At 60.7% G+C, this 22,627-nt stretch carries 26 protein-coding genes; 21 read left to right on the top strand and 5 right to left on the bottom strand.

Going from position 1 to position 22,627, the window contains the following annotated elements; genetic code table 11:
* The 15 genes from rplF (at window position 1) to dsbD (ending at window position 9,443) form a co-directional block, all read left to right on the top strand.
* Window positions 1–531 (top strand): 50S ribosomal protein L6, encoded by a 531-nt coding sequence (gene rplF, locus BLT65_RS35095; RefSeq protein WP_035988814.1) that lies wholly within the window; start codon window positions 1–3, stop codon window positions 529–531.
* A 12-nt stretch (window positions 532–543) separates the two neighbouring features.
* Window positions 544–909 (top strand): 50S ribosomal protein L18, encoded by a 366-nt coding sequence (gene rplR, locus BLT65_RS35090; RefSeq protein ID WP_007730600.1) that lies wholly within the window; start codon window positions 544–546, stop codon window positions 907–909.
* 14 nt (window positions 910–923) lie between these two features.
* Window positions 924–1,442: a 30S ribosomal protein S5 gene (gene rpsE / locus BLT65_RS35085; protein ID WP_007730604.1), complete on the top strand. Its 519-nt coding sequence runs from the start codon at window positions 924–926 to the stop codon at window positions 1,440–1,442.
* Window positions 1,443–1,452: 10 nt separating this feature from the next.
* On the top strand, window positions 1,453–1,635 hold the full coding sequence (gene rpmD / locus BLT65_RS35080) for a 50S ribosomal protein L30 (RefSeq protein ID WP_042314575.1): 183 nt from the start codon (window positions 1,453–1,455) through the stop codon (window positions 1,633–1,635).
* A 30-nt stretch (window positions 1,636–1,665) separates the two neighbouring features.
* Complete coding sequence (gene rplO, locus BLT65_RS35075; protein ID WP_042314569.1) at window positions 1,666–2,100, top strand: 50S ribosomal protein L15; 435 nt, start codon at window positions 1,666–1,668, stop codon at window positions 2,098–2,100.
* A 46-nt stretch (window positions 2,101–2,146) separates the two neighbouring features.
* Window positions 2,147–3,493 (top strand): preprotein translocase subunit SecY, encoded by a 1,347-nt coding sequence (secY, locus tag BLT65_RS35070; protein ID WP_012402182.1) that lies wholly within the window; start codon window positions 2,147–2,149, stop codon window positions 3,491–3,493.
* A gap of 8 nt (window positions 3,494–3,501) precedes the next feature.
* Entirely contained in the window at window positions 3,502–3,720 is a 219-nt protein-coding gene (infA, locus tag BLT65_RS35065) for a translation initiation factor IF-1 (RefSeq protein WP_004521905.1), read from the top strand.
* 20 nt (window positions 3,721–3,740) lie between these two features.
* Window positions 3,741–3,857 carry a 50S ribosomal protein L36 gene (gene rpmJ / locus BLT65_RS35060; RefSeq protein WP_004199844.1) on the top strand — a complete coding sequence of 39 codons (117 nt, stop codon included), beginning with the start codon at window positions 3,741–3,743 and terminating at the stop codon, window positions 3,855–3,857.
* A gap of 41 nt (window positions 3,858–3,898) precedes the next feature.
* Complete coding sequence (rpsM, locus tag BLT65_RS35055) at window positions 3,899–4,264, top strand: 30S ribosomal protein S13 (RefSeq protein ID WP_006052223.1); 366 nt, start codon at window positions 3,899–3,901, stop codon at window positions 4,262–4,264.
* A 28-nt stretch (window positions 4,265–4,292) separates the two neighbouring features.
* On the top strand, window positions 4,293–4,697 hold the full coding sequence (rpsK, locus tag BLT65_RS35050; RefSeq protein ID WP_006052224.1) for a 30S ribosomal protein S11: 405 nt from the start codon (window positions 4,293–4,295) through the stop codon (window positions 4,695–4,697).
* Window positions 4,698–4,843: 146 nt separating this feature from the next.
* Window positions 4,844–5,467: a 30S ribosomal protein S4 gene (rpsD, locus tag BLT65_RS35045; protein ID WP_007730694.1), complete on the top strand. Its 624-nt coding sequence runs from the start codon at window positions 4,844–4,846 to the stop codon at window positions 5,465–5,467.
* Between the two features lie 124 nt (window positions 5,468–5,591).
* The gene (locus BLT65_RS35040; RefSeq protein WP_007730697.1) at window positions 5,592–6,569 is read left to right on the top strand and encodes a DNA-directed RNA polymerase subunit alpha; all 978 of its coding nucleotides are present in this window, start codon (window positions 5,592–5,594) and stop codon (window positions 6,567–6,569) included.
* A 145-nt stretch (window positions 6,570–6,714) separates the two neighbouring features.
* Window positions 6,715–7,110, top strand: a complete 396-nt coding sequence (gene rplQ, locus BLT65_RS35035; RefSeq protein ID WP_007730705.1) for a 50S ribosomal protein L17 — start codon at window positions 6,715–6,717, stop codon at window positions 7,108–7,110.
* Between the two features lie 151 nt (window positions 7,111–7,261).
* The gene (gene cutA / locus BLT65_RS35030) at window positions 7,262–7,594 is read left to right on the top strand and encodes a divalent-cation tolerance protein CutA (RefSeq protein WP_042314568.1); all 333 of its coding nucleotides are present in this window, start codon (window positions 7,262–7,264) and stop codon (window positions 7,592–7,594) included.
* A complete protein-coding gene (gene dsbD / locus BLT65_RS35025; RefSeq protein ID WP_091786905.1) occupies window positions 7,587–9,443 on the top strand; it encodes a protein-disulfide reductase DsbD in 1,857 nt (618 codons plus the stop codon). Before cutA ends, dsbD begins: the two co-directional genes overlap by 8 nt.
* Before the next feature lie 136 nt (window positions 9,444–9,579).
* Here the strand turns inward: dsbD and hemB are convergent, their stop codons facing one another.
* Together hemB and yihA are read right to left on the bottom strand one after the other, a co-directional pair.
* Window positions 9,580–10,578 (bottom strand): porphobilinogen synthase, encoded by a 999-nt coding sequence (gene hemB, locus BLT65_RS35020; RefSeq protein ID WP_042314566.1) that lies wholly within the window; start codon window positions 10,576–10,578, stop codon window positions 9,580–9,582.
* Window positions 10,579–10,814: 236 nt separating this feature from the next.
* Complete coding sequence (gene yihA, locus BLT65_RS35015; protein ID WP_086909315.1) at window positions 10,815–11,477, bottom strand: ribosome biogenesis GTP-binding protein YihA/YsxC; 663 nt, start codon at window positions 11,475–11,477, stop codon at window positions 10,815–10,817.
* A 267-nt stretch (window positions 11,478–11,744) separates the two neighbouring features.
* Here yihA and BLT65_RS35010 point away from each other — a divergent pair, with 267 nt between their 5' ends.
* The 5 genes from BLT65_RS35010 to msrQ all read left to right on the top strand — a co-directional run bounded on the left by BLT65_RS35010 (window position 11,745) and on the right by msrQ (window position 17,881).
* Entirely contained in the window at window positions 11,745–12,398 is a 654-nt protein-coding gene (locus tag BLT65_RS35010; RefSeq protein ID WP_035988840.1) for a c-type cytochrome, read from the top strand.
* Between the two features lie 129 nt (window positions 12,399–12,527).
* The gene (locus BLT65_RS35005) at window positions 12,528–14,762 is read left to right on the top strand and encodes a cytochrome c biogenesis protein ResB (RefSeq protein WP_091786901.1); all 2,235 of its coding nucleotides are present in this window, start codon (window positions 12,528–12,530) and stop codon (window positions 14,760–14,762) included.
* Between the two features lie 4 nt (window positions 14,763–14,766).
* Window positions 14,767–15,984, top strand: a complete 1,218-nt coding sequence (gene ccsB, locus BLT65_RS35000; RefSeq protein WP_042314574.1) for a c-type cytochrome biogenesis protein CcsB — start codon at window positions 14,767–14,769, stop codon at window positions 15,982–15,984.
* A 194-nt stretch (window positions 15,985–16,178) separates the two neighbouring features.
* Window positions 16,179–17,171 (top strand): protein-methionine-sulfoxide reductase catalytic subunit MsrP, encoded by a 993-nt coding sequence (msrP, locus tag BLT65_RS34995; protein WP_042314563.1) that lies wholly within the window; start codon window positions 16,179–16,181, stop codon window positions 17,169–17,171.
* The gene (msrQ, locus tag BLT65_RS34990; RefSeq protein WP_091786898.1) at window positions 17,171–17,881 is read left to right on the top strand and encodes a protein-methionine-sulfoxide reductase heme-binding subunit MsrQ; all 711 of its coding nucleotides are present in this window, start codon (window positions 17,171–17,173) and stop codon (window positions 17,879–17,881) included. The genes msrP and msrQ overlap by 1 nt, the downstream gene beginning before the upstream one ends.
* An 85-nt stretch (window positions 17,882–17,966) precedes the next feature.
* Here msrQ and lysA read toward each other — a convergent pair whose 3' ends face one another.
* The gene (lysA, locus tag BLT65_RS34985) at window positions 17,967–19,229 is read right to left on the bottom strand and encodes a diaminopimelate decarboxylase (RefSeq protein ID WP_091786896.1); all 1,263 of its coding nucleotides are present in this window, start codon (window positions 19,227–19,229) and stop codon (window positions 17,967–17,969) included.
* Window positions 19,230–19,238: 9 nt separating this feature from the next.
* A complete protein-coding gene (gene lptM, locus BLT65_RS34980) occupies window positions 19,239–19,556 on the bottom strand; it encodes an LPS translocon maturation chaperone LptM (RefSeq protein WP_091786893.1) in 318 nt (105 codons plus the stop codon).
* Window positions 19,557–19,591: 35 nt separating this feature from the next.
* Between lptM and cyaY the strand changes: the two genes are divergently transcribed.
* On the top strand, window positions 19,592–19,909 hold the full coding sequence (gene cyaY / locus BLT65_RS34975; protein ID WP_091786891.1) for an iron donor protein CyaY: 318 nt from the start codon (window positions 19,592–19,594) through the stop codon (window positions 19,907–19,909).
* A 101-nt stretch (window positions 19,910–20,010) separates the two neighbouring features.
* On the opposite strand, the gene BLT65_RS34970 is transcribed toward cyaY, so the two are convergent.
* Window positions 20,011–22,404 carry a penicillin-binding protein 1A gene (locus BLT65_RS34970; RefSeq protein WP_091786889.1) on the bottom strand — a complete coding sequence of 798 codons (2,394 nt, stop codon included), beginning with the start codon at window positions 22,402–22,404 and terminating at the stop codon, window positions 20,011–20,013.
* Window positions 22,405–22,627: the final 223 nt, after the last annotated feature.

Genomic DNA, 22,627 nt, shown 5'->3' with positions numbered 1-22,627 from the left:
ATGTCTCGAGTAGGTAAAAGCCCGATCGCGCTGCAAGGCGCAGAAGTGGCCCTGAGCGACGAGCGCATTACCGTCAAGGGCCCGCTGGGTACGATTTCGCAGAACGCGAATCGCCTCGTGAAAGTGGTGAACGACAACGGCACGCTGAAGTTCGAGCCGGTTGACGAAAGCCGCGAAGCAAATGCGATGTCGGGCACGATGCGCGCGCTGGTCGCGAACATGGTGCAAGGCGTGACTAAGGGTTTCGAGCGCAAGCTGACGCTGGTTGGCGTTGGTTATCGTGCGCAAGCGCAAGGCGACAAGCTGAACCTGTCGCTGGGTTTCTCGCACCCGGTGGTGCACCAGATGCCGGAAGGCGTCAAGGCTGAAACCCCGTCGCAAACCGAAATCGTGATCAAGGGGATCAACAAGCAACAAGTTGGCCAGGTCGCTGCAGAAGTGCGCGGCTACCGTCCGCCGGAGCCTTATAAGGGCAAGGGCGTGCGCTATGCCAACGAGGTTGTGATCCTCAAAGAAACGAAGAAGAAGTAAGGGTGCGCAATCATGGATAAGACTCAATCTCGCCTGCGCCGCGCTCGTCAGACGCGTGTCAAGATCGCTGAGCTGCAAGTCGCGCGTCTGGCCGTGCATCGCACGAACACGCACATCTATGCGCAAGTGTTCTCGCCGTGCGGCACCAAGGTGCTCGCCAGCGCGTCGACGCTCGAAGCCGAAGTGCGTGCGCAACTGGCCGACCAGTCGGGCAAGGGTGGCAATGTTGCCGCTGCGACCCTGATCGGCAAGCGCATCGCAGAAAAGGCTAAGGCTGCCGGCATCGAATCCGTCGCCTTCGACCGCTCGGGTTTCCGCTACCACGGCCGCGTGAAAGCGCTGGCTGACGCGGCGCGCGAAGCCGGGCTCAAGTTCTAAGGAAGGAATTCGTCATGGCAAAGATGCAAGCGAAAGTTCAGGCTGACGAACGCGACGACGGCCTCCGCGAAAAGATGATTTCGGTCAACCGCGTGACCAAGGTCGTGAAGGGTGGCCGGATTCTCGGCTTCGCCGCACTGACCGTGGTTGGCGATGGTGACGGCCGCGTCGGCATGGGCAAGGGCAAGGCCAAGGAAGTTCCGGTCGCTGTTCAGAAGGCAATGGAACAAGCCCGCCGCAACATGTTCAAGGTGCCGCTCAAGAACGGTACGCTGCAACACGAAGTGCATGGCAAGCACGGCGCGTCGACGGTTCTCCTCGCTCCGGCGAAGGATGGTACCGGCGTGATCGCTGGCGGCCCGATGCGCGCAGTGTTCGACGTGATGGGCGTGCAAAACGTTGTGGCCAAGAGCCACGGTTCGACGAACCCGTACAACCTCGTTCGTGCGACGCTGGATGGGCTGCGCAAGCAGTCGACGCCGGCTGACATCGCGGCGAAGCGTGGTAAGTCCGTCGAAGACATTCTGGGCTAAGGTGGTCACCATGTCTGAAAAAACTGTCAAGGTTCAGCTCGTCAAGAGCCTGATTGGGACCCGCGAATCGCACCGCGCTACGGTGCGTGGTCTTGGTCTGCGCCGCCTGAACTCGGTTAGCGAGTTGCAGGACACGCCGGCTGTGCGTGGCATGATCAACAAGGTCTCGTACCTCGTTAAGGTCATCGACTAAGCGGCCGTTCGGGCACTCAAGGAGTTGATAATGGAATTGAATAACCTGAAGCCGGCTGAAGGCGCGAAGCACGCAAAGCGTCGCGTTGGTCGCGGCATCGGCTCCGGCCTCGGTAAGACCGCTGGCCGTGGTCACAAGGGTCAGAAATCGCGTTCGGGTGGCTTCCACAAGGTCGGCTTCGAAGGCGGTCAGATGCCGCTGCAACGCCGTCTGCCGAAGCGTGGCTTTACCTCGCTGACGAAGGAATTCGTTGGTGAAGTGCGTCTCGGCGATCTGGAGAAGCTGCCGGTCGATGAAGTCGATCTTCTGGCACTGAAGCAAGCCGGCTTGATCGGCGAGCTGATGACCAGCGCCAAGATCATTGCGACGGGCGAGTTGAAGCGCAAGGTCGTCGTGAAGGGGCTGGGTGCGACGAAGGGCGCGCGCGCTGCGATCGAAGCAGCTGGCGGTTCTTTCGCCGAGTAACGTGCAAGTCGATTGCCGTCACTAGCATTTGCATCGGAGAAGGTTCTTGGCTAACAGCCCGAGTCTCGCAAAACCCGGTCGAAGCGCGGCGAAGTTTGGCGATCTGCGTCGGCGTGCAGTGTTCCTGCTGCTGGCGCTAGTTGTCTACCGCATCGGCGCGCATATTCCGGTGCCGGGTATCGACCCGGACCAGCTGGCAAAGTTGTTTCAGAGCCAGTCGGGCGGCATCCTTGGCATGTTCAACATGTTCTCGGGTGGCGCACTTTCGCGGTTCACGATTTTCGCGCTGGGGATCATGCCGTACATCTCGGCGTCGATCATCATGCAGTTGCTGGCGATTGTCTCGCCGCAACTCGAAGCGCTGAAGAAGGAAGGACAGGCGGGTCAACGGAAGATTACGCAGTACACGCGTGTCTTCACGGTGGTTCTTGCCACGTTCCAGGCTTTCGGTATCGCTGTTGCGCTGGAGAATCAGCCGGCATTGGTGATCGATCCTGGCATGGTCTTCCGGCTGACGACGGTGGTGACGCTCGTGACCGGCACGATGTTCCTGATGTGGCTCGGTGAGCAAATCACGGAACGCGGTCTGGGTAACGGCATTTCGATCATTATCTTCGGCGGTATCGCAGCGGGTTTCCCGAATGCGATCGGTGGTCTCTTCGAACTGGTTCGTACTGGCTCGATGAGCATCATCTCGGCGATCATCGTGGTCGCGCTGATTGCAGCTGTGACGTATCTGGTAGTGTTCATTGAACGCGGCCAGCGCAAGATTCTTGTGAACTACGCGAAGCGGCAAGTCGGCAACAAGATTTACGGTGGACAGTCGTCGCATCTGCCGTTGAAGCTGAACATGTCGGGCGTGATTCCGCCGATCTTCGCATCGTCGATCATCCTGTTCCCGGCAACCATCCTGAACTGGTTCAGTTCAGGGTCGCGGACCGGTTGGTTCGCGGACACGCTGCACAACGTGGCTGAAGCGCTCAAGCCCGGTCAACCGGTGTACGTGTTGCTGTACGCGTTGGCGATCGTGTTCTTCTGCTTCTTCTACACCGCGCTGGTGTTCAACAGCAGGGAGACGGCCGACAACCTGAAGAAGAGTGGTGCATTCGTCCCGGGTATTCGTCCGGGTGACCAGACGGCACGCTATATCGACCGCATCCTGACGCGTCTGACGCTAGCCGGTGCGATCTACATCGTGTTCGTTTGCTTGCTGCCCGAGTTTCTGGTGCTGCGCTGGAATGTGCCGTTTTATTTTGGTGGAACGTCGCTGCTGATCATTGTCGTCGTCACAATGGATTTCATGGCGCAGGTGCAGTCGTACGTTATGTCGCAACAGTATGAGTCGCTGCTGAAGAAGGCTAACTTCAAGGGCGGCGGCGTCCCGATGCGTTGAAAGGACTTATGGCCAAAGACGATGTAATCCAGATGCAGGGCGAGGTTATCGAAAACCTCCCCAACGCTACCTTTCGGGTGAAGCTGGAAAACGGCCATGTCGTATTGGGACACATATCCGGCAAGATGCGGATGCACTACATCCGTATCCTTCCGGGCGACAAGGTTACGGTTGAATTGACGCCTTACGATCTGTCGCGTGCGCGGATCGTGTTCCGGGCGAAGTGATTTGAAAAAAGGGTAATATCATGAAAGTGATGGCATCGGTTAAGCGCATTTGCCGCAATTGCAAGATCATCAAGCGCAAGGGCGTCGTTCGCGTGATTTGCAGCTCTGATCCGCGCCACAAGCAGCGTCAAGGCTGAACGCCGCGCTTTTGTTTGCGCTTTTTGTTTGAGGAAAAACAATGGCTCGTATCGCAGGGGTTAACATCCCGAACCACCAGCATACCGAAATCGGCCTGACGGCAATTTACGGTATCGGCCGCACGCGCTCGCGCGACATTTGCGTCGCAGCTGGTGTGGCATTTTCGAAGAAGGTCAAGGACCTGAACGACGCAGACCTCGAAAAGCTGCGTGAAGAAGTCGGCAAGTTCATCGTTGAAGGCGATCTGCGCCGTGAAACGACGATGAACATTAAGCGCCTGATGGATCTCGGCTGCTATCGTGGCGTGCGCCATCGTAAGGGCCTGCCCCTGCGCGGCCAGCGCACGCGTACGAATGCCCGTACGCGCAAGGGTCCGCGTCGTGCAGCGCAATCGCTGAAGAAGTAAGCGGGACTGACAGTTACAGGAAAACGTAATGGCTAAGGCTTCGAACAACTCCGCGGCGCAACGCGTTCGCAAGAAGGTCAAGAAGAACGTCGCCGAGGGCGTGGTTCACGTTCACGCGTCGTTCAACAACACCATCATCACGATCACCGATCGTCAAGGCAATGCATTGGCTTGGGCGACGTCGGGTGGTCAGGGCTTCAAGGGTTCGCGTAAATCGACCCCGTTTGCAGCTCAGGTCGCAGCTGAATCGGCTGGCCGCGTGGCGATGGAATACGGCGTGAAGAACCTCGAAGTGCGGATCAAGGGCCCTGGCCCTGGCCGTGAGTCCGCGGTGCGCGCGCTGCATGGTCTTGGCATCAAGATCACCGCGATCTCCGACGTGACGCCGGTTCCGCACAACGGCTGCCGTCCGCCGAAGCGTCGTCGTATCTAAGACGCTTGCTCCGCTTGCGCCTGTTGCCGCTAACGGCGGTAACAGGCTGCTTGCGTTATTGAATTGACTAAGCCCACCGTTCGACCCAAAGGGTTCGGACTAGCGTGAATGAAAGTTCACGTGATCAATCATAGAAGGAATGCAAAGTGGCACGCTATATCGGCCCTAAAGCCAAGCTGTCTCGCCGTGAAGGCACCGATCTCTTCCTGAAGAGCGCCCGTCGTTCGCTCGCTGACAAGTGCAAGCTTGACAGCAAGCCTGGTCAACATGGCCGCACCTCGGGCGCACGTACGTCCGACTACGGCACGCAGCTGCGCGAAAAGCAAAAAGTGAAGCGCATCTACGGCGTGCTCGAGCGCCAGTTCCGCCGCTACTTCGCTGAAGCCGACCGTCGCAAGGGCAACACGGGTGAAAACCTGCTGAAGCTGCTCGAGTCGCGTCTCGACAACGTCGTGTATCGCATGGGTTTCGGTTCGACGCGCGCTGAAGCGCGTCAGCTCGTGAGCCACAAGTCGATCACGGTGAACGGCGTCGTCGCGAACATCCCGTCGCTGCAGGTCAAGGCTGGCGACGTGGTTGCCGTGCGCGAACAGTCGAAGAAGCAGGCTCGTATTCTCGAAGCGCTGTCGCTCGCCGAACAGGGCGGTCTGCCGCAGTGGGTTGCTGTCGATTCGAAGAAGTTCGAAGGCACGTTCAAGCAAATGCCGGAACGCAGCGACATCGCTGGCGACATCAACGAAAGCCTGATCGTCGAATTGTATTCGCGCTAATCGGATTGACGGCCGAGGTTCCCCGATTGCGTTAGGCAAGGGGGCACCTCGGCTGTTTATTTTCAGGTTGTTACCGGTCAGCCTTATCGGTGTAACGAGCCGAGGGTATTGAAAAGGAAAACCTATGCAAACCAGTTTGTTGAAGCCCAAGATCATCGCTGTTGAATCGCTTGGCGAAAGCCACGCGAAAGTGGTCATGGAACCGTTTGAACGGGGTTATGGCCACACCTTGGGTAACGCGCTTCGGCGTGTATTGCTGTCGTCGATGGTGGGCTACGCGCCGACCGAAGTGACGATCGCAGGCGTCGTGCATGAATACTCGACGCTCGATGGTGTGCAGGAGGACGTGGTCAACCTGTTGTTGAACCTGAAGGGCGTGGTGTTCAAGCTGCATAACCGTGACGAAGTGACGGTTACGCTGCGCAAGGAAGGCGAAGGCGTTGTCACGGCTGGCGACATCGAACTCGCACACGACTGCGAAGTGATCAACCCGGATCACGTAATTGCGCATCTGTCGAAGGGCGGTAAGCTCGACGTGCAGATCAAGGTCGAAAAGGGCCGTGGCTATGTCCCGGGCAACGTGCGTCGTTACGGCGAAGAATCGGCCAAGATCATCGGTCGTATCGTGCTGGATGCGTCGTTCTCGCCGGTTCGCCGCGTGAGCTACGCCGTGGAAAGCGCGCGTGTCGAACAGCGTACCGACCTCGACAAGCTCGTGATGAACATCGAAACCAACGGCGTGATTTCGCCGGAAGAAGCGATCCGTCAATCGGCGCGTATTCTGGTCGATCAGCTGTCGGTGTTCGCGGCGCTGGAAGGCACGGAAGCAGCGGCAGAAGCACCGTCGCGCGCTCCGCAGATCGATCCGATCCTGCTGCGTCCGGTCGATGATCTCGAACTGACGGTTCGTTCCGCGAACTGCCTGAAGGCCGAGAACATCTATTACATCGGCGATCTGATCCAACGCACGGAAAACGAGCTGCTGAAGACGCCGAACCTGGGTCGCAAGTCGCTGAACGAGATCAAGGAAGTGCTCGCTTCGCGTGGCCTGACGCTCGGCATGAAGCTCGAAAACTGGCCGCCGGCTGGTCTCGACAAGTAAGTCAAGCAGTATCGACTGGTAAGGACGCGGATTTTCCTTTAAAATCCGCGTCTTGCCTTTTTCACTACCGGCCCGTGCTTTCCACGCTGTACACAAGGAAAGCGATAGAAGAGCTGGACCAAAACTTTGATTCAAGGAAATTGAAATGCGTCACCGTCATGGTTTGCGGAAACTGAACCGCACGAGCAGCCACCGTCTGGCAATGCTCCGTAACATGTCCAACTCGCTGATCGAGCACGAAGTCATCAAGACGACGCTGCCGAAGGCGAAGGAACTCCGTAAAGTCGTCGAGCCGCTGATCACGCTCGGCAAGAAGCCGTCGCTGGCAAACCGTCGTCTGGCGTTCAATCGCCTGCGCGATCGTGACTCGGTCACGAAGCTGTTCGACGTGCTGGGCCCGCGCTTCGCGAACCGTCCGGGTGGCTACCTGCGCATCCTGAAGTTCGGTTTCCGCGTCGGCGACAACGCACCGATGGCACTGGTCGAACTGCTCGACCGTCCGGAAGTCGAGGAAGTCGAAAACGTTGCAGAAGCTGAATAAGCCTTCTGACAGCGACTAAAAGAAGCCAGGCGTGAGCCTGGCTTTTTTGTTTCCAGCGTGCGCTTTGCCTATGCCATTCGAGCGTCTGCGAGCTATCAGGACAAGGTGATACGATAGCGTCACCCTGTTTTGGAAAGCGCTGGAGCGGTCGGTGAACGTAAATGTGAGTTTGGTATTGACGACCGTGCCGGACCTCGCAACGGCGCAAAAATTGGCTCAGGACGCGCTTTCAGCACGTCTCGCTGCGTGTGTGACGCAACTTGGCAGCGTCCAGTCCAACTATCACTGGCAGGGCAAGATCGAATCGGCGGAAGAGATCCAGTTGCTGTTCAAGACGAGCGTCGTCCGAACGCTTGAGCTCGAACGGTTCATCCAGGCTCAGCATCCGTACGACACGCCCGAAATCCTTTCCTGGCAAGTCACTGCGTCGGCCGCGTATGGCCAATGGGTGAATGCCGAAACGCAACGCCCAATCCATGTTTAACGGTTTGTCCCGGCGCTGGCGGAATGTCGCGCGCCTTCTCACCTTTGTCGCAGGCGTACTGCTGCTATCGCTGACTACCGCGAGCGTCGTTCGTGCGGCGGACGACTTTCTCGATCCAGCCGTCGCTTTCAGATTCAGCGCATCCGAGCAGCCAGGCGAAGTGCTGGTTCACTACAAGATCGCCGACGGCTACTACATGTACCGGGAGCGATTCGCCTTCGCGACGCGCAACGGTACGGCGACGATGGGTGACGCGCAATTACCCGCGGGGCATGTGAAGTTCGATCAGACCTTCGGGAAAAATGTCGAAACCTATCGCGGAGAATTGACTGTCCGCGTTCCCGTGAAGCAGGCGAGCGGTCCGTTCGATCTTGCCGTTACGTCGCAGGGCTGCGCCGACGCGGGCATCTGCTATCCGCCAATGGAGCGCGTCTACCACGTGACGGGAGCGGCGTTGCACGCGGCCGTTGCGGGTAAAACGAACACGCTGCCGGCTCAGGACACTCAAAGCAGCACCTCGTGGTACGAGCGCGCGACCAGCGCAGACTATGCGCAATCACTGCTGCAAGGCGGCGGGTTTTTCGCGATCGTCGGTTTGTATTTCGTCGCCGGCATCGTGCTGAGTCTGCTTCCCTGTTCGTACCCGATGATCCCGATTCTGTCGGCAATCATCATCGGCGAGGGGCCTCGGGTCACGCGCGCACGCGGTTTCACGCTGTCATTGGCTTATGTTGTCGGGATGGCGCTCGTGTACACGGTGCTTGGCATCGCGGCCGCGCTCGTTGGGCAAAGCCTTGGCGCCTGGCTGCAGAACCCGTGGGTGCTCGGCGCATTTGGCGTTTTGCTGTCCCTCTTTGCGCTCACGCTGATCGCGGGAGTCGATATCGTGTTGCCTCAGCGCTTGCAGAGTGGCGTTTCACAGGCGTCGGAAAAGCGCTCGGGAGGCAAGTTCGCGGCCGTCGCGGTGATGGGAGCACTTTCTGCGCTGGTAGTCGGTGCGTGCATGACGGCACCGCTGTTCGCGGTATTGGCGTTCATCGCGCACACCGGCAATGCCGTGCTGGGCGGCGCGGCATTATTTTCGATGGGTATCGGGCTTGGCGTACCGCTGCTCATCATCGGGCTCGGTGCCGGCACGATGCTGCCGCGCGCGGGTGCCTGGATGGATAGCGTCAAGGTTTTCTTCGGCATCGTGCTGCTGGCGGCTGCGCTCTGGATCGTGTGGCCGGTGTTGGGCCCGATTGCGCAAATGCTATTGGCCGCATTGTGGCTCCTGATCGCAGCTGCCGGCCTGGGGCTATTTTCCCCTCATGCGGGCGCAGGCTCGATCTGGCGCGGTCTTGGACGCGGAATCGGTGCAGCATTGGCGATCTGGGCCGCCACCTTACTGGTTGGGCTGGCAGCGGGATCGACGGACCCGCTGAAGCCGCTCGCCGTACTCGCGGGTCGGACATTGAATGCCCCGTCCGGGCAGGCCCAACAGACCGATCTGGCCTTCGCACCAGTCCGCTCATCAGGTCAGCTCGACGAAGCCGTCAAAACGGCTGCACAGCCCGCCATGCTCGATTTTTACGCGGACTGGTGCGTCAGCTGCAAGGAAATGGAGAAGTTCACCTTCAGCGATCCGCGCGTTCAGGCGAAGCTCAAGCAAATGAATCTGCTGCGAGCGGACGTGACGGCCAATAACGCAGACGATCAGGTTCTGCTCAAGCGCTTCAACCTGTTCGGGCCGCCGGGAATCATCTTTTTCGACCGCGGCGGGAGAGAAGTGCTGCGCGTCGTCGGATACGAATCGGCGGACAAATTTCTGAGGAGTCTCGACCGGGCGATGACGGTGCCGCAGACCTGAGCATGAAACGTCACGCACGTATATCCAACGCCGTCCGCATCAGCTTGAAATGAAAAAAGCGGAGACGCCTTAAGGCAATCTCCGCTTTCAGCCGATACCGACCGCGACACCGCCGTACACGGCAGGCATCGCAACCTTACTTCTGCGCCCGCAGCAAACGCGCAGCGTCCAGCGCGAAGTACGTCAGCACGCCATCCGCACCTGCGCGCTTGAACGCGAGCAGCGATTCCATCATCACCTTATCGTGATCGAGCCAGCCGTTTTGCGCGGCGGCCTTCAGCATCGCGTATTCGCCGCTCACCTGGTACACGTAAGTCGGGAAGCGGAACTCGTCCTTCACGCGACGCAAGATATCCAGATAAGGCATGCCAGGCTTGACCATCACCATGTCCGCGCCTTCGTCGATGTCGGCGCGCACTTCGCGTAGCGCCTCGTCCGAGTTGGCGGGGTCAAGCTGATACGTCATCTTGTTGCCCTTGCCGAGATTCGCCGCGGAGCCGACGGCATCGCGGAACGGGCCGTAGAACGCCGACGCGAACTTCGCCGAATAAGCCATGATCCGCGTGTGAATGTGGCCCTCGCTTTCCAGCATCTCGCGAATCGAACCGATCCGGCCGTCCATCATGTCGGACGGAGCGACGATGTCGACGCCCGCCTGCGCCTGTGTCTGCGCCTGCTCGACGAGAATCTCGACCGTTTCGTCATTGATCACGTAGCCGTTTTCATCGAGCACGCCGTCCTGGCCGTGGCTCGTGTACGGATCGAGCGCGACGTCCGTCAACACGCCGAGTTCGGGGAAGCGTTTCTTCAACTCGCGCACCGCGCGCGGAATCAGGCCGGCTTCGTTGGTTGCCTCGCGGCCGTCGGGCGTCTTCAGCGACGGCTCGATCACCGGGAACAGCGACAGCACGGGCACGCCCAGTTCGAGACACTGCTCGGCGACGCCCATCAGCAGATCGACGGACACTCGCTCGACGCCAGGCATCGACGGAACGGCCTGACGGACATTTGTCCCTTCGATCACGAAGACGGGGTAAATCAGATCATTGGTGGTGAGGATGTTCTCGCGCATCAGGCGGCGCGAAAAGTCGTCCCGGCGCATGCGGCGAGGGCGGTGATGCGGATAGAAGCTCATGTGGGGATATCTGCAAAAGTCAAAAATGCTGGCGGCACCCTGCCAGAAACTTTTCGAGACAATGGTATATCATACCGATCGAGCAAGGCGCCTAGCGCTGACCTCCCCGCTTCTCCTCCCTGAGCGGGTGCCTGTCGTTTTTCGATTAGGCTGTTTAACCCGCCGTTTTCTAGCGGCGGGTTTTTTTCTGGGCGAACGAAAACCGCCGCCCACGTGTCGCGGCGGCCCTTCCGGCCTTATTCAGCCGAAGCCGGTTCGTCGGAATCGCCAGCCGTGCCGGGCGCAATCCAGCCTTCGATCAGTTCGTGCGCTTCGTCGAGGCCAACCCGCTTGAGCGCGGAAAAAAGCTGGGCGGACAGTTCGCCCTGAAAACCCGCCGCGCGATATTCATCCAGCCCTTTCTTCGTCGCCCGCAACGCGTTGATGCTCTCTTGACGAGTCAATTTGTCGCACTTGGTGAGCAATGTGTGAATCGGCTTGCCTGTCGGCGCGAACCACTCGATCATCCGGCGGTCCAGTTCCGTGAGCGGCCGGCGCGAATCCATCATCAGGATCATGCCGCGCAACTGCGACCGCGTTTGCAGATAGCTCGACAGCAACTGCTCCCAATGAGCCTTCGCCGCGCCGGGCACTTCGGCATAGCCATAGCCGGGCAGATCGACGAGATGCGCGACAGGTTCGTCCGCCGGTCCCACCGAAAAGTAGTTGATGTGCTGCGTGCGCCCAGGCGTCTTACTGGCAAACGCGAGTCGCTTCTGGTTGCAGAGGAGGTTGATGGCCGTCGACTTTCCCGCATTCGACCGCCCCGCGAAAGCGACCTCGGGTTGCGGCGTAGGCGGCAGATCGCGCAAGTGATTGACGGTCGTGAAAAAGCGCGCTTGGTGGAGCAGAAAAGACATGGAGAAGACCAGATGGAGGGGTGAATGGACGTCGAGCGGACGTCCTGCGCACATCGGCGGACGTGATGAATTGCCCTGCAAGGGCGATGCAGCCCCGCCGTAAAGGCCGGAGAGGCCCGACTGGCGCCAGATCGATTAGCGAGTTATTGTACAATACGATGGTTTACTGAAAACCTGAGAGGCCGCCGCGCGGGCCTCGGCGGCTGATCGGTCGCTGTCGTATTTTGCAGAACCTCTAATTCCCACAAGACGAAACAGGGTGTGCGAATGAATCGACTGGGCAAGTTTCTGGTGGTACTTCACACAGCAGCAGGTCTTTCAGGTTTGGCGGTACAGGCAAGAGCAGCAGATCAGGCAAAGCCGGATTTGAATCGGGGGCAGGCAATCGCAGCGCAAGTGTGCGCCTCATGCCACGGCGCGGATGGCAACAGTGCGGGCGGCGCGTATCCGAAGCTCGCCGGCCAACACCCCGAGTATCTCGTCAAGCAGCTCAAAGATTTCAAAACCCAGCCAGGTGCGAAGCAGCCCGCCCGTAACAATGCGATCATGGCGGGTATGGCGGCGGCGCTAACCGATCAGGACATGGTCAACGTGTCGGCGTACTTCGCGTCGCAGGCACCGAAGCCGGGTTACGCGCACAACAAGGACACCGTGCCCCTCGGGCAGAAGATTTATCGCGCTGGCCTCGCCGACAAGGGCGTTCCTGCGTGCGCAAGTTGTCACGGGCCGACGGGGCAGGGCATTCCGTCACAGTATCCGCGCCTGTCGGGGCAATGGGCGGATTACACCGTGGCACAGTTGACCGCGTTCACGCAGGGCCCGGGCGCGCGGAACAACAACGAAGCAATGCACGCCGTCGCATCGCGTTTGTCGGATAGCGAGATCAAGGCGGTTGCCGATTACATCGCGGGCTTGCACTAAGAGTCCGTACGAAAGCGACGCCGGCCTAAGGTGAGCCATAAGATGGCCGGCGAAAAAACAAGAAAAGGGTGAGGGAATCGCAAGCAGCGATGTCCCTGCACCCTTTTTTGCTGTTCAGTCGGAGTTTGAATGAGCGTCACCACGTCGGGTTTGGAGTTGAAGTCGCGGCAGCGCTTCCTGCGCACGTCCGTCGAATTGCTGAGTTCGATGCGCTTTGCGATCGCATTGCTCGTGATCCTGTCGATCGCGAGCATCATCGGCACCGTGCTCACGCAGGACGATCCGTATCCGAACTACGTCAACCAGTTCGGGCCGTTCTGGGCCGACATCTTCCGCTCGCTGAGCCTGTACAACGTGTACAGCGCGTGGTGGTTCATGCTGATCCTCGGCTTTCTGCTCGTGTCGGTCTCGCTGTGCGTGATCCGCAACGCGCCGAAGATGATCGCCGATATGAAGAGCTGGAAGGACAAGGTCCGCGAAGGCAGCCTGCGCGCGTTCCATCACAAGGGCGAGTTCGAGGTGCCGAACGCGACGCGCGCGCAAGCCGCCGCCACGCTCGGCAAGCTGTCGGCAAAGCTCGGCTACAAGTACGTGACGCGCGAATCGGAAGGCGCGACGCTGATCGCCGCGAAGCGCGGCGCGCTGACCAAGCTCGGCTACATCTCCGCGCACATTGCGATCGTGATTATCTGCATCGGTGGGCTGCTCGACAGCAATCTGCCCATCAAGCTGCAGATGTGGCTGTTCGACAAGACGCCGATCCGCGCCAACACCGTCATCAATGAGATTCCGCCCGAGCATCGTCTGTCGCAAGGCAATCCGACATTCCGCGGCTACGCGTGGGTGCCGGAAGGCCAGCATGTGTCGACGGCGATCCTGAACCAGCAGGACGGCTCGCTGATCCAGGATCTGCCTTTCTCGATCGAATTGAACAAGTTCATCGTCGATTACTACTCGACGGGCATGCCGAAGCTCTTTGCAAGCGACATCGTCGTGATCGACCACAAGACGGGCGCGCGTATTCCGGCACGGGTCGAAGTGAACAAGCCGTTCGAATACGACGGCGTATCGATCTATCAGTCGAGCTTCCAGGACGGCGGCTCGCAGATGCAGACGACGGCCTGGCCGATGACGGGCAGCAACGTCAAGAGCGAGTCGTTCAACGGCGAGATCGGCGGCTCGAAGGTGTTGAGCGCGTCGATGCCCGGCGCGGATGGCCAGACGGTCGAATTTGCCGATTTCCGCGCGATCAACGTCGAGAACATCTCGAACGGTAACGGCCAGAACGATGCACGCGGCGTTGCCGCGCATCAGTCGCTGAAGGAAGCCTTCGACGAGCGCCTCGGCTCCGGCGCAAAGACGTCGAAACCGGTCGATCTGCATAACGTCGGCCCGTCGGTGCAGTACAAGGTGCGCGACAAGGACGGCCAGGCGCGCGAGTACAACAACTACATGCTGCCCGTCGACGTAAGCGGCGAGCGCGTGTTCCTCGCGGGCATGCGCGCGAATCCCGACGATGCATTCCGCTATCTGCGCATTCCCGCCGACGCGGGCGGCACGGTCAATGAATGGATGCGGATGCGCGCGGCGCTGCAGGATCCCGCCATCCGTGCGCAGGCGGCGCGCGATTTCGCGCAGCGCTCGGTGCAGTCGAACGCGGAACTTCAGCAGCATCTGGAAGAAAGCGCATCGCGCGTGCTGACGCTGTTCGCTGGCGACGATCCGAGTCTGGGCAAGGCCGCCAATGGTCAGAAGGTTGGCGGCTTCCAGGCGGTTGCCGCGTTCATCGATCGTTCTGTCCCCAAGGCCGAGCAGGAGAAGGCGGCAGGACTCTTGCTTCGCATGCTCGAAGGCTCGATGTGGGACGTGTGGCAACTCGCGCGCAAGCAGGCGGGAGAAGGCCCGGCGACGGCCGACCCGACCACGAGCCGCTTCGTCCAGAGTTCGATAAACGCCATTTCCGACAGCTTTCTGTACGGTTCGCCCGTCTATTTGCAGCTTGACTCCTTCAAGCAGGTGCAAGCTTCGGTATTTCAGTTGACGCGCGCGCCGGGCAAAAAAGTCGTGTATCTTGGCAGCCTGCTACTCGTGTTAGGCATCTTTTCGATGTTCTATGTCCGCGAACGGCGGCTGTGGTTCTGGCTCAAGGACGCGGAGCGCGGCGGCAATGGCGTGAACGTCGTGATGGCGATGTCGACGGCGCGCAAGACGTTCGATTTCGAGAAGGAATTCGCCCAAACACGCGATGCCGTCGGCGTCGCGCTGGGCGGTAAGCTTGTCGATGCCGATTCCGCCCTCGAGGCAAAGGACGCCGCCCGTGCAACGCGCGGAGCGTCCGCAGATTCATCCGATTCGACCCGGTAAGATCATGGACCTGACTCAAGTTTCCTCATCCTCGCGCGCCAAACCGCGCGCCGATACGGCGGCTCTCTCGACCCCGCATCTGACCGGGGAGGCGCTGCTGGACGATCGTCCATTTCTGAAGCGTCTTGGCCTGTTCGACTGGCTGTTCGCGCTTGCGATGGTCGCGGGCGCCGGGTTTGCGCTGTCGCGCTACCACGACTACATGAATTACTACGACAAGCTGGTGCTGGTATGCACGGTGCCTGTTTTCGTCGTGCTCGGCTGGCGCTGGAAGCCGGTGCGTCTGCTGATTGCGTGCATCGCCGTGCTGTCGCTGTCGGCTATCCAGATTTACGGCGGCGACCTTGCCCGTGCCGACCACGCGTTCTTCCTCAAGTATTTCCTGTCGAGCCAGTCGGCCATCTTGTGGATGAGCGCGCTGTTCGTGCTGGCCACGCTGTTCTACTGGATCGGCACGCTGTCGCGTTCGCCGACGGGTGCCGCGATTGGCTCGAAGATGACGTGGGTGGCGGTGCTGATGGGCTTCGTCGGCCTTATGGTGCGGTGGTACGAGTCGTATCTGATCGGCTCGGACGTCGGCCATATTCCGATCTCGAACCTCTACGAAGTGTTCGTGCTGTTCAGCCTGATTACGGCGTTGTTCTACCTGTACTACGAGCAGCACTACAACACGCGCTCGCTCGGCGCGTTCGTGCTGCTGGTGATCAGCGCGGCCGTCGGTTTCCTGATGTGGTACTCGATCGCGCGCGACGCGCAGCAGATCCAGCCGCTCGTCCCCGCGCTGCAAAGCTGGTGGATGAAGATCCACGTGCCGGCGAACTTCATCGGTTATGGCAGCTTCGCGCTGTCGGCGATGGTTGGCGTCGCGTATCTGATGAAGGAGCGCGGTGTGCTGGCCGACCGCCTGCCGACGCTCGACGTGCTCGACGACGTGATGTACAAGTCGATCGCCGTCGGCTTCGCGTTCTTCACGATCGCGACGATTCTCGGCGCGCTGTGGGCCGCCGAGGCGTGGGGCGGCTACTGGAGCTGGGACCCGAAGGAAACCTGGGCGCTGATCGTCTGGCTGAATTACGCGGCGTGGCTGCACATGCGTCTGATGAAAGGCCTGCGCGGCGCGGTCGCCGCATGGTGGGCGCTGACGGGCCTGCTGGTGACGAGCTTCGCGTTCCTCGGCGTCAATATGTTCCTGTCGGGGCTGCACAGCTACGGCAAGCTGTAAGTTTCAGTTTCGCCGGGTCGGAACGACCAGAAACCGCCGTGTGCGCTGCACCGGCGGTTTTTTTATGCCGGTATGGAAGAATCGCTCGCCGCGTGTGTTAACAGAACGAAGAACCGAGAACGAAGAACGGCGACTCCCTCGCGCGAGTCGAATGGATACCGATCGGGCGAGGCGCCCGGCAAGGAGTTTTCAGCATGTGGATCAAGCGAAGCGACCGAGGCCAGCTGTATGGCGACGACATCGCGCGCAGCGAAATCACGCCACAGCGCGTGTTCGAAAATCGCCGGCGCATCCTGCAGGCGGCGGGCGCGGTGGCGCTCGGCAGCCTGATCGGTGTACACGGCGAGGCGTACGCGGAATATTCGTCGCCCGATCCGAAGGCGCTGAAGCTCGGCGCGAAGACCAATCCGAAGTTCGTCGTCACCGACAAGGTCACGTCTTACAAGGACATCACCACGTACAACAACTTCTACGAGTTCGGCACCGACAAGAGCGACCCCGCGCACAACGCCGGGACGTTGCGGCCGCGTCCGTGGAAGGTGAGCGTCGAAGGCGAGGTGAAGAACGCGAAGGTCTACGACATCGATGAATTGCTGAAGCTCGCGCCGCTCGAAGAGCGCGTGTACCGGATGCGTTGCGTCGAAGGCTGGTCGATGGTGATTCCGTGGATCGGCATTCCGCTCTCGGAAGTCATCAAGCGCGCGCAGCCGACGGCGAACGCGAAATACGTGCAGTTCATCACGCTTGCTGATCCGTCGCAGATGCCTGGATTGTCCGAGCCGATTCTCGAATGGCCGTATTCGGAAGGTCTACGGATGGACGAGGCAATGAATCCGCTGACGCTGCTGACGATGGGCGTCTACGGCCAGGTGCTGCCGAATCAGAACGGCGCGCCCGTGCGTATCATCGTGCCGTGGAAATACGGCTTCAAGAGCGCGAAGTCGCTGGTGAAAATCCGCTTCGTCGACAAGCAGCCGCCGACCAGCTGGAACACCTACGCGCCGAGCGAATACGGCTTTTATTCGAACGTGAACCCGAACGTCGACCATCCGCGCTGGAGCCAGGCGACCGAACGGCGCATCGGTGACGGCATCTTCACGCCCAAGCGGAACACGCTGATGTACAACGGCTACGGCGATCTGGTCGCGTCGATGTATCAGGGCATGGATCTGAAGAAGAACTTTTGATGGCGGCGCGCATGGCAACCGACACGACCCAAACCGCGACCGCCAGCAACGCCACGAACACAGTGCGTCAGACGCGAAAAGCCAGCACGAGCGCCAATGCCAGCCGCTGGATCGTGCCCGCGAAGATCGCGGTGTTCGTCGCGGCGCTGTATCCGCTTGCGCGGCTCGTGCTGCTCGGCTTCACGGGCGGGCTGGGCGCGAATCCCATCGAGTTCATCACGCGCTCGACGGGCTTGTGGACGCTGGTCTTCATCTGCATCACGCTCGCGGTGACGCCGCTGCGCAAGTTGACCGGCTGGAACGCATTGCTGCGCTTTCGCCGGATGCTCGGCCTCTTCGCGTTCTTCTACGCCACGCTGCATTTCACGACGTACTTCTGGTTCGACAAGTGGTTCGATATCGCCGCGATCGTGAAGGACATCGGCAAGCGGCCGTTCATCACGGTCGGCTTCGCGGCGTTCGTGCTGCTGTTACCGCTTGCCATCACGTCGCCGAAAGCGATGGTGCGCAAACTCGGCCGACGCTGGCAGACCCTGCACCGCGCCATCTACCCGATCGCAGCGCTCGCGATCCTGCATTTCTGGTGGATGAAGGCAGGCAAGCACGATCTGATCTTGCCGAAGATTTACGGCGCGATCGTGATTGCGTTGCTCGGCTGGCGCGTGCTGGTTTGGGCGCGCGACAGGATCAGGCAGCGCGCAAAAACCTGACGAGCGCGAATCGACAGGCGACAAAAAAGGCGATGCGCCATAAGCGCATCGCCTTTTTGCTTTGAGCGTCCGAAACGCGCGGAAGTTATTCCGGCAGAACCGTCTCGCCCGCGAACAGATCTTTCACTTCTTCGCGCTTGCGCACGACATACGCCTTGTCGCCATCGACCATCACTTCGGCTGCGCGCGCACGCGTGTTGTAGTTCGAGCTCATCGCGAATCCGTAGGCGCCCGCGGAACGGATCGCGAGCAGATCGCCTGGCTCGACGGCGAGTTTGCGTTCGCGTCCGAGCCAGTCGCCGCTTTCGCACACGGGACCGACGACGTCATAAACATGCTTGTCGCCGGCGCGCTGCACGACGGGTTCGATCGCGTGATAAGCCTCGTACATCGCGGGGCGCGCGAGGTCGTTCATTGCTGCGTCGACGATCGCAAAGTTCTTCTCTGCACCCGGCTTCAGAAACTCGACACGCGTGAGCAGCATGCCCGCGTTGCCGACGAGCGAGCGGCCCGGCTCGAAATACACTTCGCGATGGCCATGCCCGCGCGCTTCGATCCGGTCGAGCAACGTGCGCACGAAATCGCCGATATCCGGCGGTGTTTCGTCGTCGTAGGTGATGCCGAGTCCGCCGCCCACGTCGATATGCTTGATCTTCAAGCCGTCCGCTTCGATCTGCTCGACGAGTTCGAGCAGTTTATCGACGGCGTCGAGATACGGCGCGACTTCCGTGATCTGCGAACCGATATGGCAGTCGATGCCGACCACCTCGAGGTGCTTCATCGCAGCGGCGGCGCGATACGTGGCGCGCGCTTCGTCGAATGCGACGCCAAACTTGTTCGACTTGAGGCCCGTGGAAATATACGGATGCGTCTTTGCATCGACGTCAGGATTCACGCGCAGTGACACGGGCGCCTTCTTGCCCATTTCGCCCGCAACCGCGTTGAGGCGGTCGAGTTCGGGAATCGATTCGACGTTGAAGCACTTCACGCCCGCCGCGAGCCCTTCGCGCATTTCCGCGACGCTCTTGCCGACACCGGAGAACACGGTGTTTTCCGCTTTGCCGCCTGCCGCGAGCACGCGCGCCAACTCGCCGCTCGACACGATGTCGAAGCCCGCGCCCATGCGCGCGAACAGGTTGAGCACGCCGAGGTTGCTGTTCGCCTTGACAGCGACGTGTACGGTTGCGTGCCGGCCGGCGCATGCGTCGGCGTAGGCATGCCACGCCTCGGTTAGCGCCGCGCGCGAGTAGACATAGAGCGGCGTGCCGAACTGCTCGGCAAGCGACACGGCGGACACGCCTTCAGCGTGCAGCACGCCGTCGACGTAGGCAAAAGCGGATTGAGTCATACGGCAGTCTTATTGAGCTTCGGACGCGCCGGACGCCGGTTGGGCGGGTGCGTTCGACGTCGGCGCAGTGCGCAGTTCGGAATCGGGCGACAGGGACAACGGCGTGCCCGACGTATCCGGAACAGAACCTTGAGCGGATTCGGCGCCGGGTTTGACTTCGTCGGGCGAGGGCGGCTGGGTCTGCTCGTTCGGTTTGGCCGGAAGAGGCGGAACGGTAGGCAGATAAAGCGAACCGCGTTGTCCGCAACCGCTGAGCGCTACACCTGCGACAATAGCCAGAGTCGCTAGAATCGTGGCCGTGGCGCTCGTCCGGAAAACGACTCGCATGACTGTCCCTGAATAATTAATCGCTGGAGTTTAGCATGTCCGACAGTGAATACCTGACCCGTGCCGAGGCTGTGCTGGCAGCCATCGAACGCTCGCTTGACGATACGGACGCCGACATCGAATTCGAGCGCAGCGGCAACGTGCTGACGCTCGAATTCGAGAACGGCACGAAGATCATCGTGAATCTTCAGCCGCCGATGCAGGAGATCTGGATCGCCGCAAAGTCGGGCGGATACCACTTCCGTTTTGTCGACGGCGCGTGGCGCGACACACGCAATGGCACCGAGTTTTATGCGGCGCTGTCCGAATACGCGACGCAGCAGGCAGGCGACGACGTCCAGATTGCGCCCTGAGCATTTCGCGTCGGCGCCCATGAAGCCGATGCACGTTTGCCGAAAATGAAAAAGCCGCCGCGTTCGATACGCGGCGGCTTTTTTTCACTGGCAATCCGGACTTAGTGACCTTTGAACAGGTTCATGATGTCCTCTTTCTCCTGCGCGCCGACCTGGGCCGGCGCACCGCTTGCCGCGCCGCTCGCTTCCGGCGGCGGCAGCGTCACTCCGACCGTCGACACGAAGCCATTGCCCGGCGTGAAGTCGTCGAAATACAACTCGTCGCTGATCGATACGACGTCTTCCGGCATCGGCATCTTGTACTCGGGCACGCCCTTGAGCGCGCGTCCCATGTAGTCGATCCACACGGGCAGCGCGAGCCCGCCGCCCGTTTCCTTGTCGCCGAGACTGCGCGGGTTGTCGTAGCCCATCCACGCGATCGCGCAAAGCGTGTGCTGATAGCCGGCGAACCACGCGTCGCGCGAATCGTTGGTGGTGCCCGTCTTGCCCGCGAGGTCCGTGCGCTTCAGAACGTTTGACTTCGCGCCCGTGCCGCGCTGCGCGACGCTCGTCAGCAAGCTGTTCATCACGTACGCGTTGCGCGGCTCGATTGCATGCGGCGCGTTGCTGCCCGCGACGAGCGGGTCCGCATGCGCGACCACCACGCCGCGCTGATCGGTCACCTCGGCGATCAGATACGAATTCACGCGATAGCCGCCATTCGCGAACACCGAGTAGCCAGCCGCCATCTGCAGCGGCGTGACGAGGCCTGCACCGAGCGCCATCGGCAGATACGCGGGGTGACGCTCCGCATCGAAACCGAAGCGCGTGATGTACTGCTGCGCGTACTTCGTGCCGATGTGGTTGAGGATGCGGATCGACACGAGGTTCTTCGACTTCTGCAGCGCGGTGCGCATCGACATCGGGCCATCAAAGCCGCCGCCGTAGTTCTTCGGCTCCCACGCCTGGCCACCTGTTTCAGCTGCGCTGAAGAAGAGCGGCGCGTCGTTGATGACGGTTGCCGGTCCCAAACCCTTTTCTAGCGACGCCGAATAGATGAACGGCTTGAAGCTCGAACCCGGCTGACGCCATGCCTGCGTCACGTGATTGAACTTGTTCTTGTTGAAGTCGAAGCCACCGACGAGCGCGCGGATCGCGCCATCTTGCGGCACGACGGATACGAACGCACCTTCGATCTGCGGCAATTGCGTGATTGACCAGTTGCCGTCGTCGTTCTTCACGATACGGATGATCGCGCCCGGCCGCACGCGCTGGTTCGGCTGCGCGCGCGCGCTCAGTGCGAATGTTGCATAGCGCAGCCCGTCGCCCTGGATCGTCACGGCGTTGCCGTCGATCAGCGTCGCCTGCACCTGCTTCGGACTTGCTGACGTCACCACCGCGGCGATAATCTCGCCGTTGTCGGGATGTTCGAGCAATGCGTCGTCGATCGCCTGCTCGCGTTCGTCCGCGTCGGCGGGCAGGTCGATGAACGCTTCCGGACCGCGATAGCCGTGACGCCGTTCATAGTCCATCAAGCCTTTGCGCAGCGCCCGGTATGCGGCGTCCTGATCGGCGGAATCGATGGTCGTCACGACGTTCAGGCCGCGCGTGTACGCCTCTTCGCGGTACTGCGCGTACATCATCTGCCGCACCATTTCCGCGACGTACTCTGCGTGGACGCTGAATTCCTTGCCCGCGCCCTTGACGACGAGCGGCTGGCGGCTCGCCGTGTCGTACTGGTCCTGCGTGATATAGCCCAACTCCAGCATGCGCTGAAGGATGTACTCCTGACGCACTTTCGCGCGCTTCGGATTCACCACCGGGTTATACGCGGACGGCGCTTTCGGCAGACCGGCGAGCATCGCGCATTCGGCCAGCGACAGGTCTTTCAGGTCCTTGCCGAAGTACACGCGCGCCGCGCTCGCGAAGCCGTACGCACGCTGGCCGAGATAGATCTGATTCATGTACACCTCGAGAATCTGATCTTTGCTCAGCTTCGATTCGATCTTGTACGCGAGCAGCATCTCGTAGATCTTGCGCGTGTAGGTCTTCTCGCTGGACAGGAAGAAGTTGCGCGCAACCTGCATCGTGATCGTGCTTGCGCCCTGCGTTGCGTGGCCGTTCGTGAGCGCGACCACACCGGCGCGCGCGATACCCATCAGATCGACGCCGCCGTGATCGTAAAAGCGCGCGTCTTCGATGGCGAGTACTGCCTTCTTGAGATTGTCCGGCACCTCGCGCATGTGGACGATGTCGCGCCGCTCTTCGCCGAATTCGCCGATCAGCACGTGATCTGCGGTGTAGATGCGCAGCGGCACCTTCGGACGATAGTCGGTCAACGCGTCGAGCGAAGGCAGATTGGGCGTGGCGACGACCAGCGCGTAACCCAGCACGAGCAGGACGCAGAGGATCCCGGCGAAGATCAGCCCGACGAAGCCAAGGATGATCTTCAGCCAGAGCGGACGCTTGCGCTTCTGGGGTGCTGGAGGCGGAGACGTAGGAGTCGTGGATTGCATATGAACACCAGAAAACGGTCCCGCGATTATAGCCGCCCGACCCGGCAGCTTTCGGCATGCTTACGGCCGACGCGGTCCGCACGGCTATGAGAACACTGTAGTGCCTTTGATTGTCGCCCGATATCAGTTACCCGACCATTAGCCATTCGGCTGAATTTCGCTTGTGTGTCGCGCTGCGCAGAATGCCTTCCGTTGCCCGCGTTCTCTGGATGCCGCGGGCCTT

The organism is Paraburkholderia steynii (genome assembly GCF_900100565.1).
GTDB classification, from domain to species: Bacteria; Pseudomonadota; Gammaproteobacteria; order Burkholderiales; family Burkholderiaceae; genus Paraburkholderia; species Paraburkholderia terrae.
Note: the sequence above shows the minus strand (reverse complement) of the source record. Positions and strands in the feature narration are given on the sequence as shown.

Bases quoted from the DNA above. Each gene is read 5' to 3' on its own strand.
- lptM (WP_091786893.1), bottom strand. From the start codon at position 19,556: ATGCGAGTCGTTTTCCGGACGAGCGCCACGGCCACGATTCTAGCGACT.
- BLT65_RS35005 (WP_091786901.1), top strand. From the start codon at position 12,528: ATGAGCGTCACCACGTCGGGTTTGGAGTTGAAGTCGCGGCAGCGCTTC.
- hemB (WP_042314566.1), bottom strand. From the start codon at position 10,578: ATGAGCTTCTATCCGCATCACCGCCCTCGCCGCATGCGCCGGGACGAC.
- BLT65_RS35010 (WP_035988840.1), top strand. From the start codon at position 11,745: ATGAATCGACTGGGCAAGTTTCTGGTGGTACTTCACACAGCAGCAGGT.
- lysA (WP_091786896.1), bottom strand. From the start codon at position 19,229: ATGACTCAATCCGCTTTTGCCTACGTCGACGGCGTGCTGCACGCTGAA.
- msrP (WP_042314563.1), top strand. From the start codon at position 16,179: ATGTGGATCAAGCGAAGCGACCGAGGCCAGCTGTATGGCGACGACATC.
- BLT65_RS34970 (WP_091786889.1), bottom strand. From the start codon at position 22,404: ATGCAATCCACGACTCCTACGTCTCCGCCTCCAGCACCCCAGAAGCGC.
- rpsK (WP_006052224.1), top strand. From the start codon at position 4,293: ATGGCTAAGGCTTCGAACAACTCCGCGGCGCAACGCGTTCGCAAGAAG.
- rplR (WP_007730600.1), top strand. From the start codon at position 544: ATGGATAAGACTCAATCTCGCCTGCGCCGCGCTCGTCAGACGCGTGTC.
- rpmD (WP_042314575.1), top strand. From the start codon at position 1,453: ATGTCTGAAAAAACTGTCAAGGTTCAGCTCGTCAAGAGCCTGATTGGG.
- rplF (WP_035988814.1), top strand. From the start codon at position 1: ATGTCTCGAGTAGGTAAAAGCCCGATCGCGCTGCAAGGCGCAGAAGTG.
- infA (WP_004521905.1), top strand. From the start codon at position 3,502: ATGGCCAAAGACGATGTAATCCAGATGCAGGGCGAGGTTATCGAAAAC.
- rpsM (WP_006052223.1), top strand. From the start codon at position 3,899: ATGGCTCGTATCGCAGGGGTTAACATCCCGAACCACCAGCATACCGAA.
- yihA (WP_086909315.1), bottom strand. From the start codon at position 11,477: ATGTCTTTTCTGCTCCACCAAGCGCGCTTTTTCACGACCGTCAATCAC.
- dsbD (WP_091786905.1), top strand. From the start codon at position 7,587: ATGTTTAACGGTTTGTCCCGGCGCTGGCGGAATGTCGCGCGCCTTCTC.
- ccsB (WP_042314574.1), top strand. From the start codon at position 14,767: ATGGACCTGACTCAAGTTTCCTCATCCTCGCGCGCCAAACCGCGCGCC.
- msrQ (WP_091786898.1), top strand. From the start codon at position 17,171: ATGGCGGCGCGCATGGCAACCGACACGACCCAAACCGCGACCGCCAGC.
- rplQ (WP_007730705.1), top strand. From the start codon at position 6,715: ATGCGTCACCGTCATGGTTTGCGGAAACTGAACCGCACGAGCAGCCAC.
- rplO (WP_042314569.1), top strand. From the start codon at position 1,666: ATGGAATTGAATAACCTGAAGCCGGCTGAAGGCGCGAAGCACGCAAAG.
- rpmJ (WP_004199844.1), top strand. From the start codon at position 3,741: ATGAAAGTGATGGCATCGGTTAAGCGCATTTGCCGCAATTGCAAGATC.
- cyaY (WP_091786891.1), top strand. From the start codon at position 19,592: ATGTCCGACAGTGAATACCTGACCCGTGCCGAGGCTGTGCTGGCAGCC.
- rpsE (WP_007730604.1), top strand. From the start codon at position 924: ATGGCAAAGATGCAAGCGAAAGTTCAGGCTGACGAACGCGACGACGGC.
- BLT65_RS35040 (WP_007730697.1), top strand. From the start codon at position 5,592: ATGCAAACCAGTTTGTTGAAGCCCAAGATCATCGCTGTTGAATCGCTT.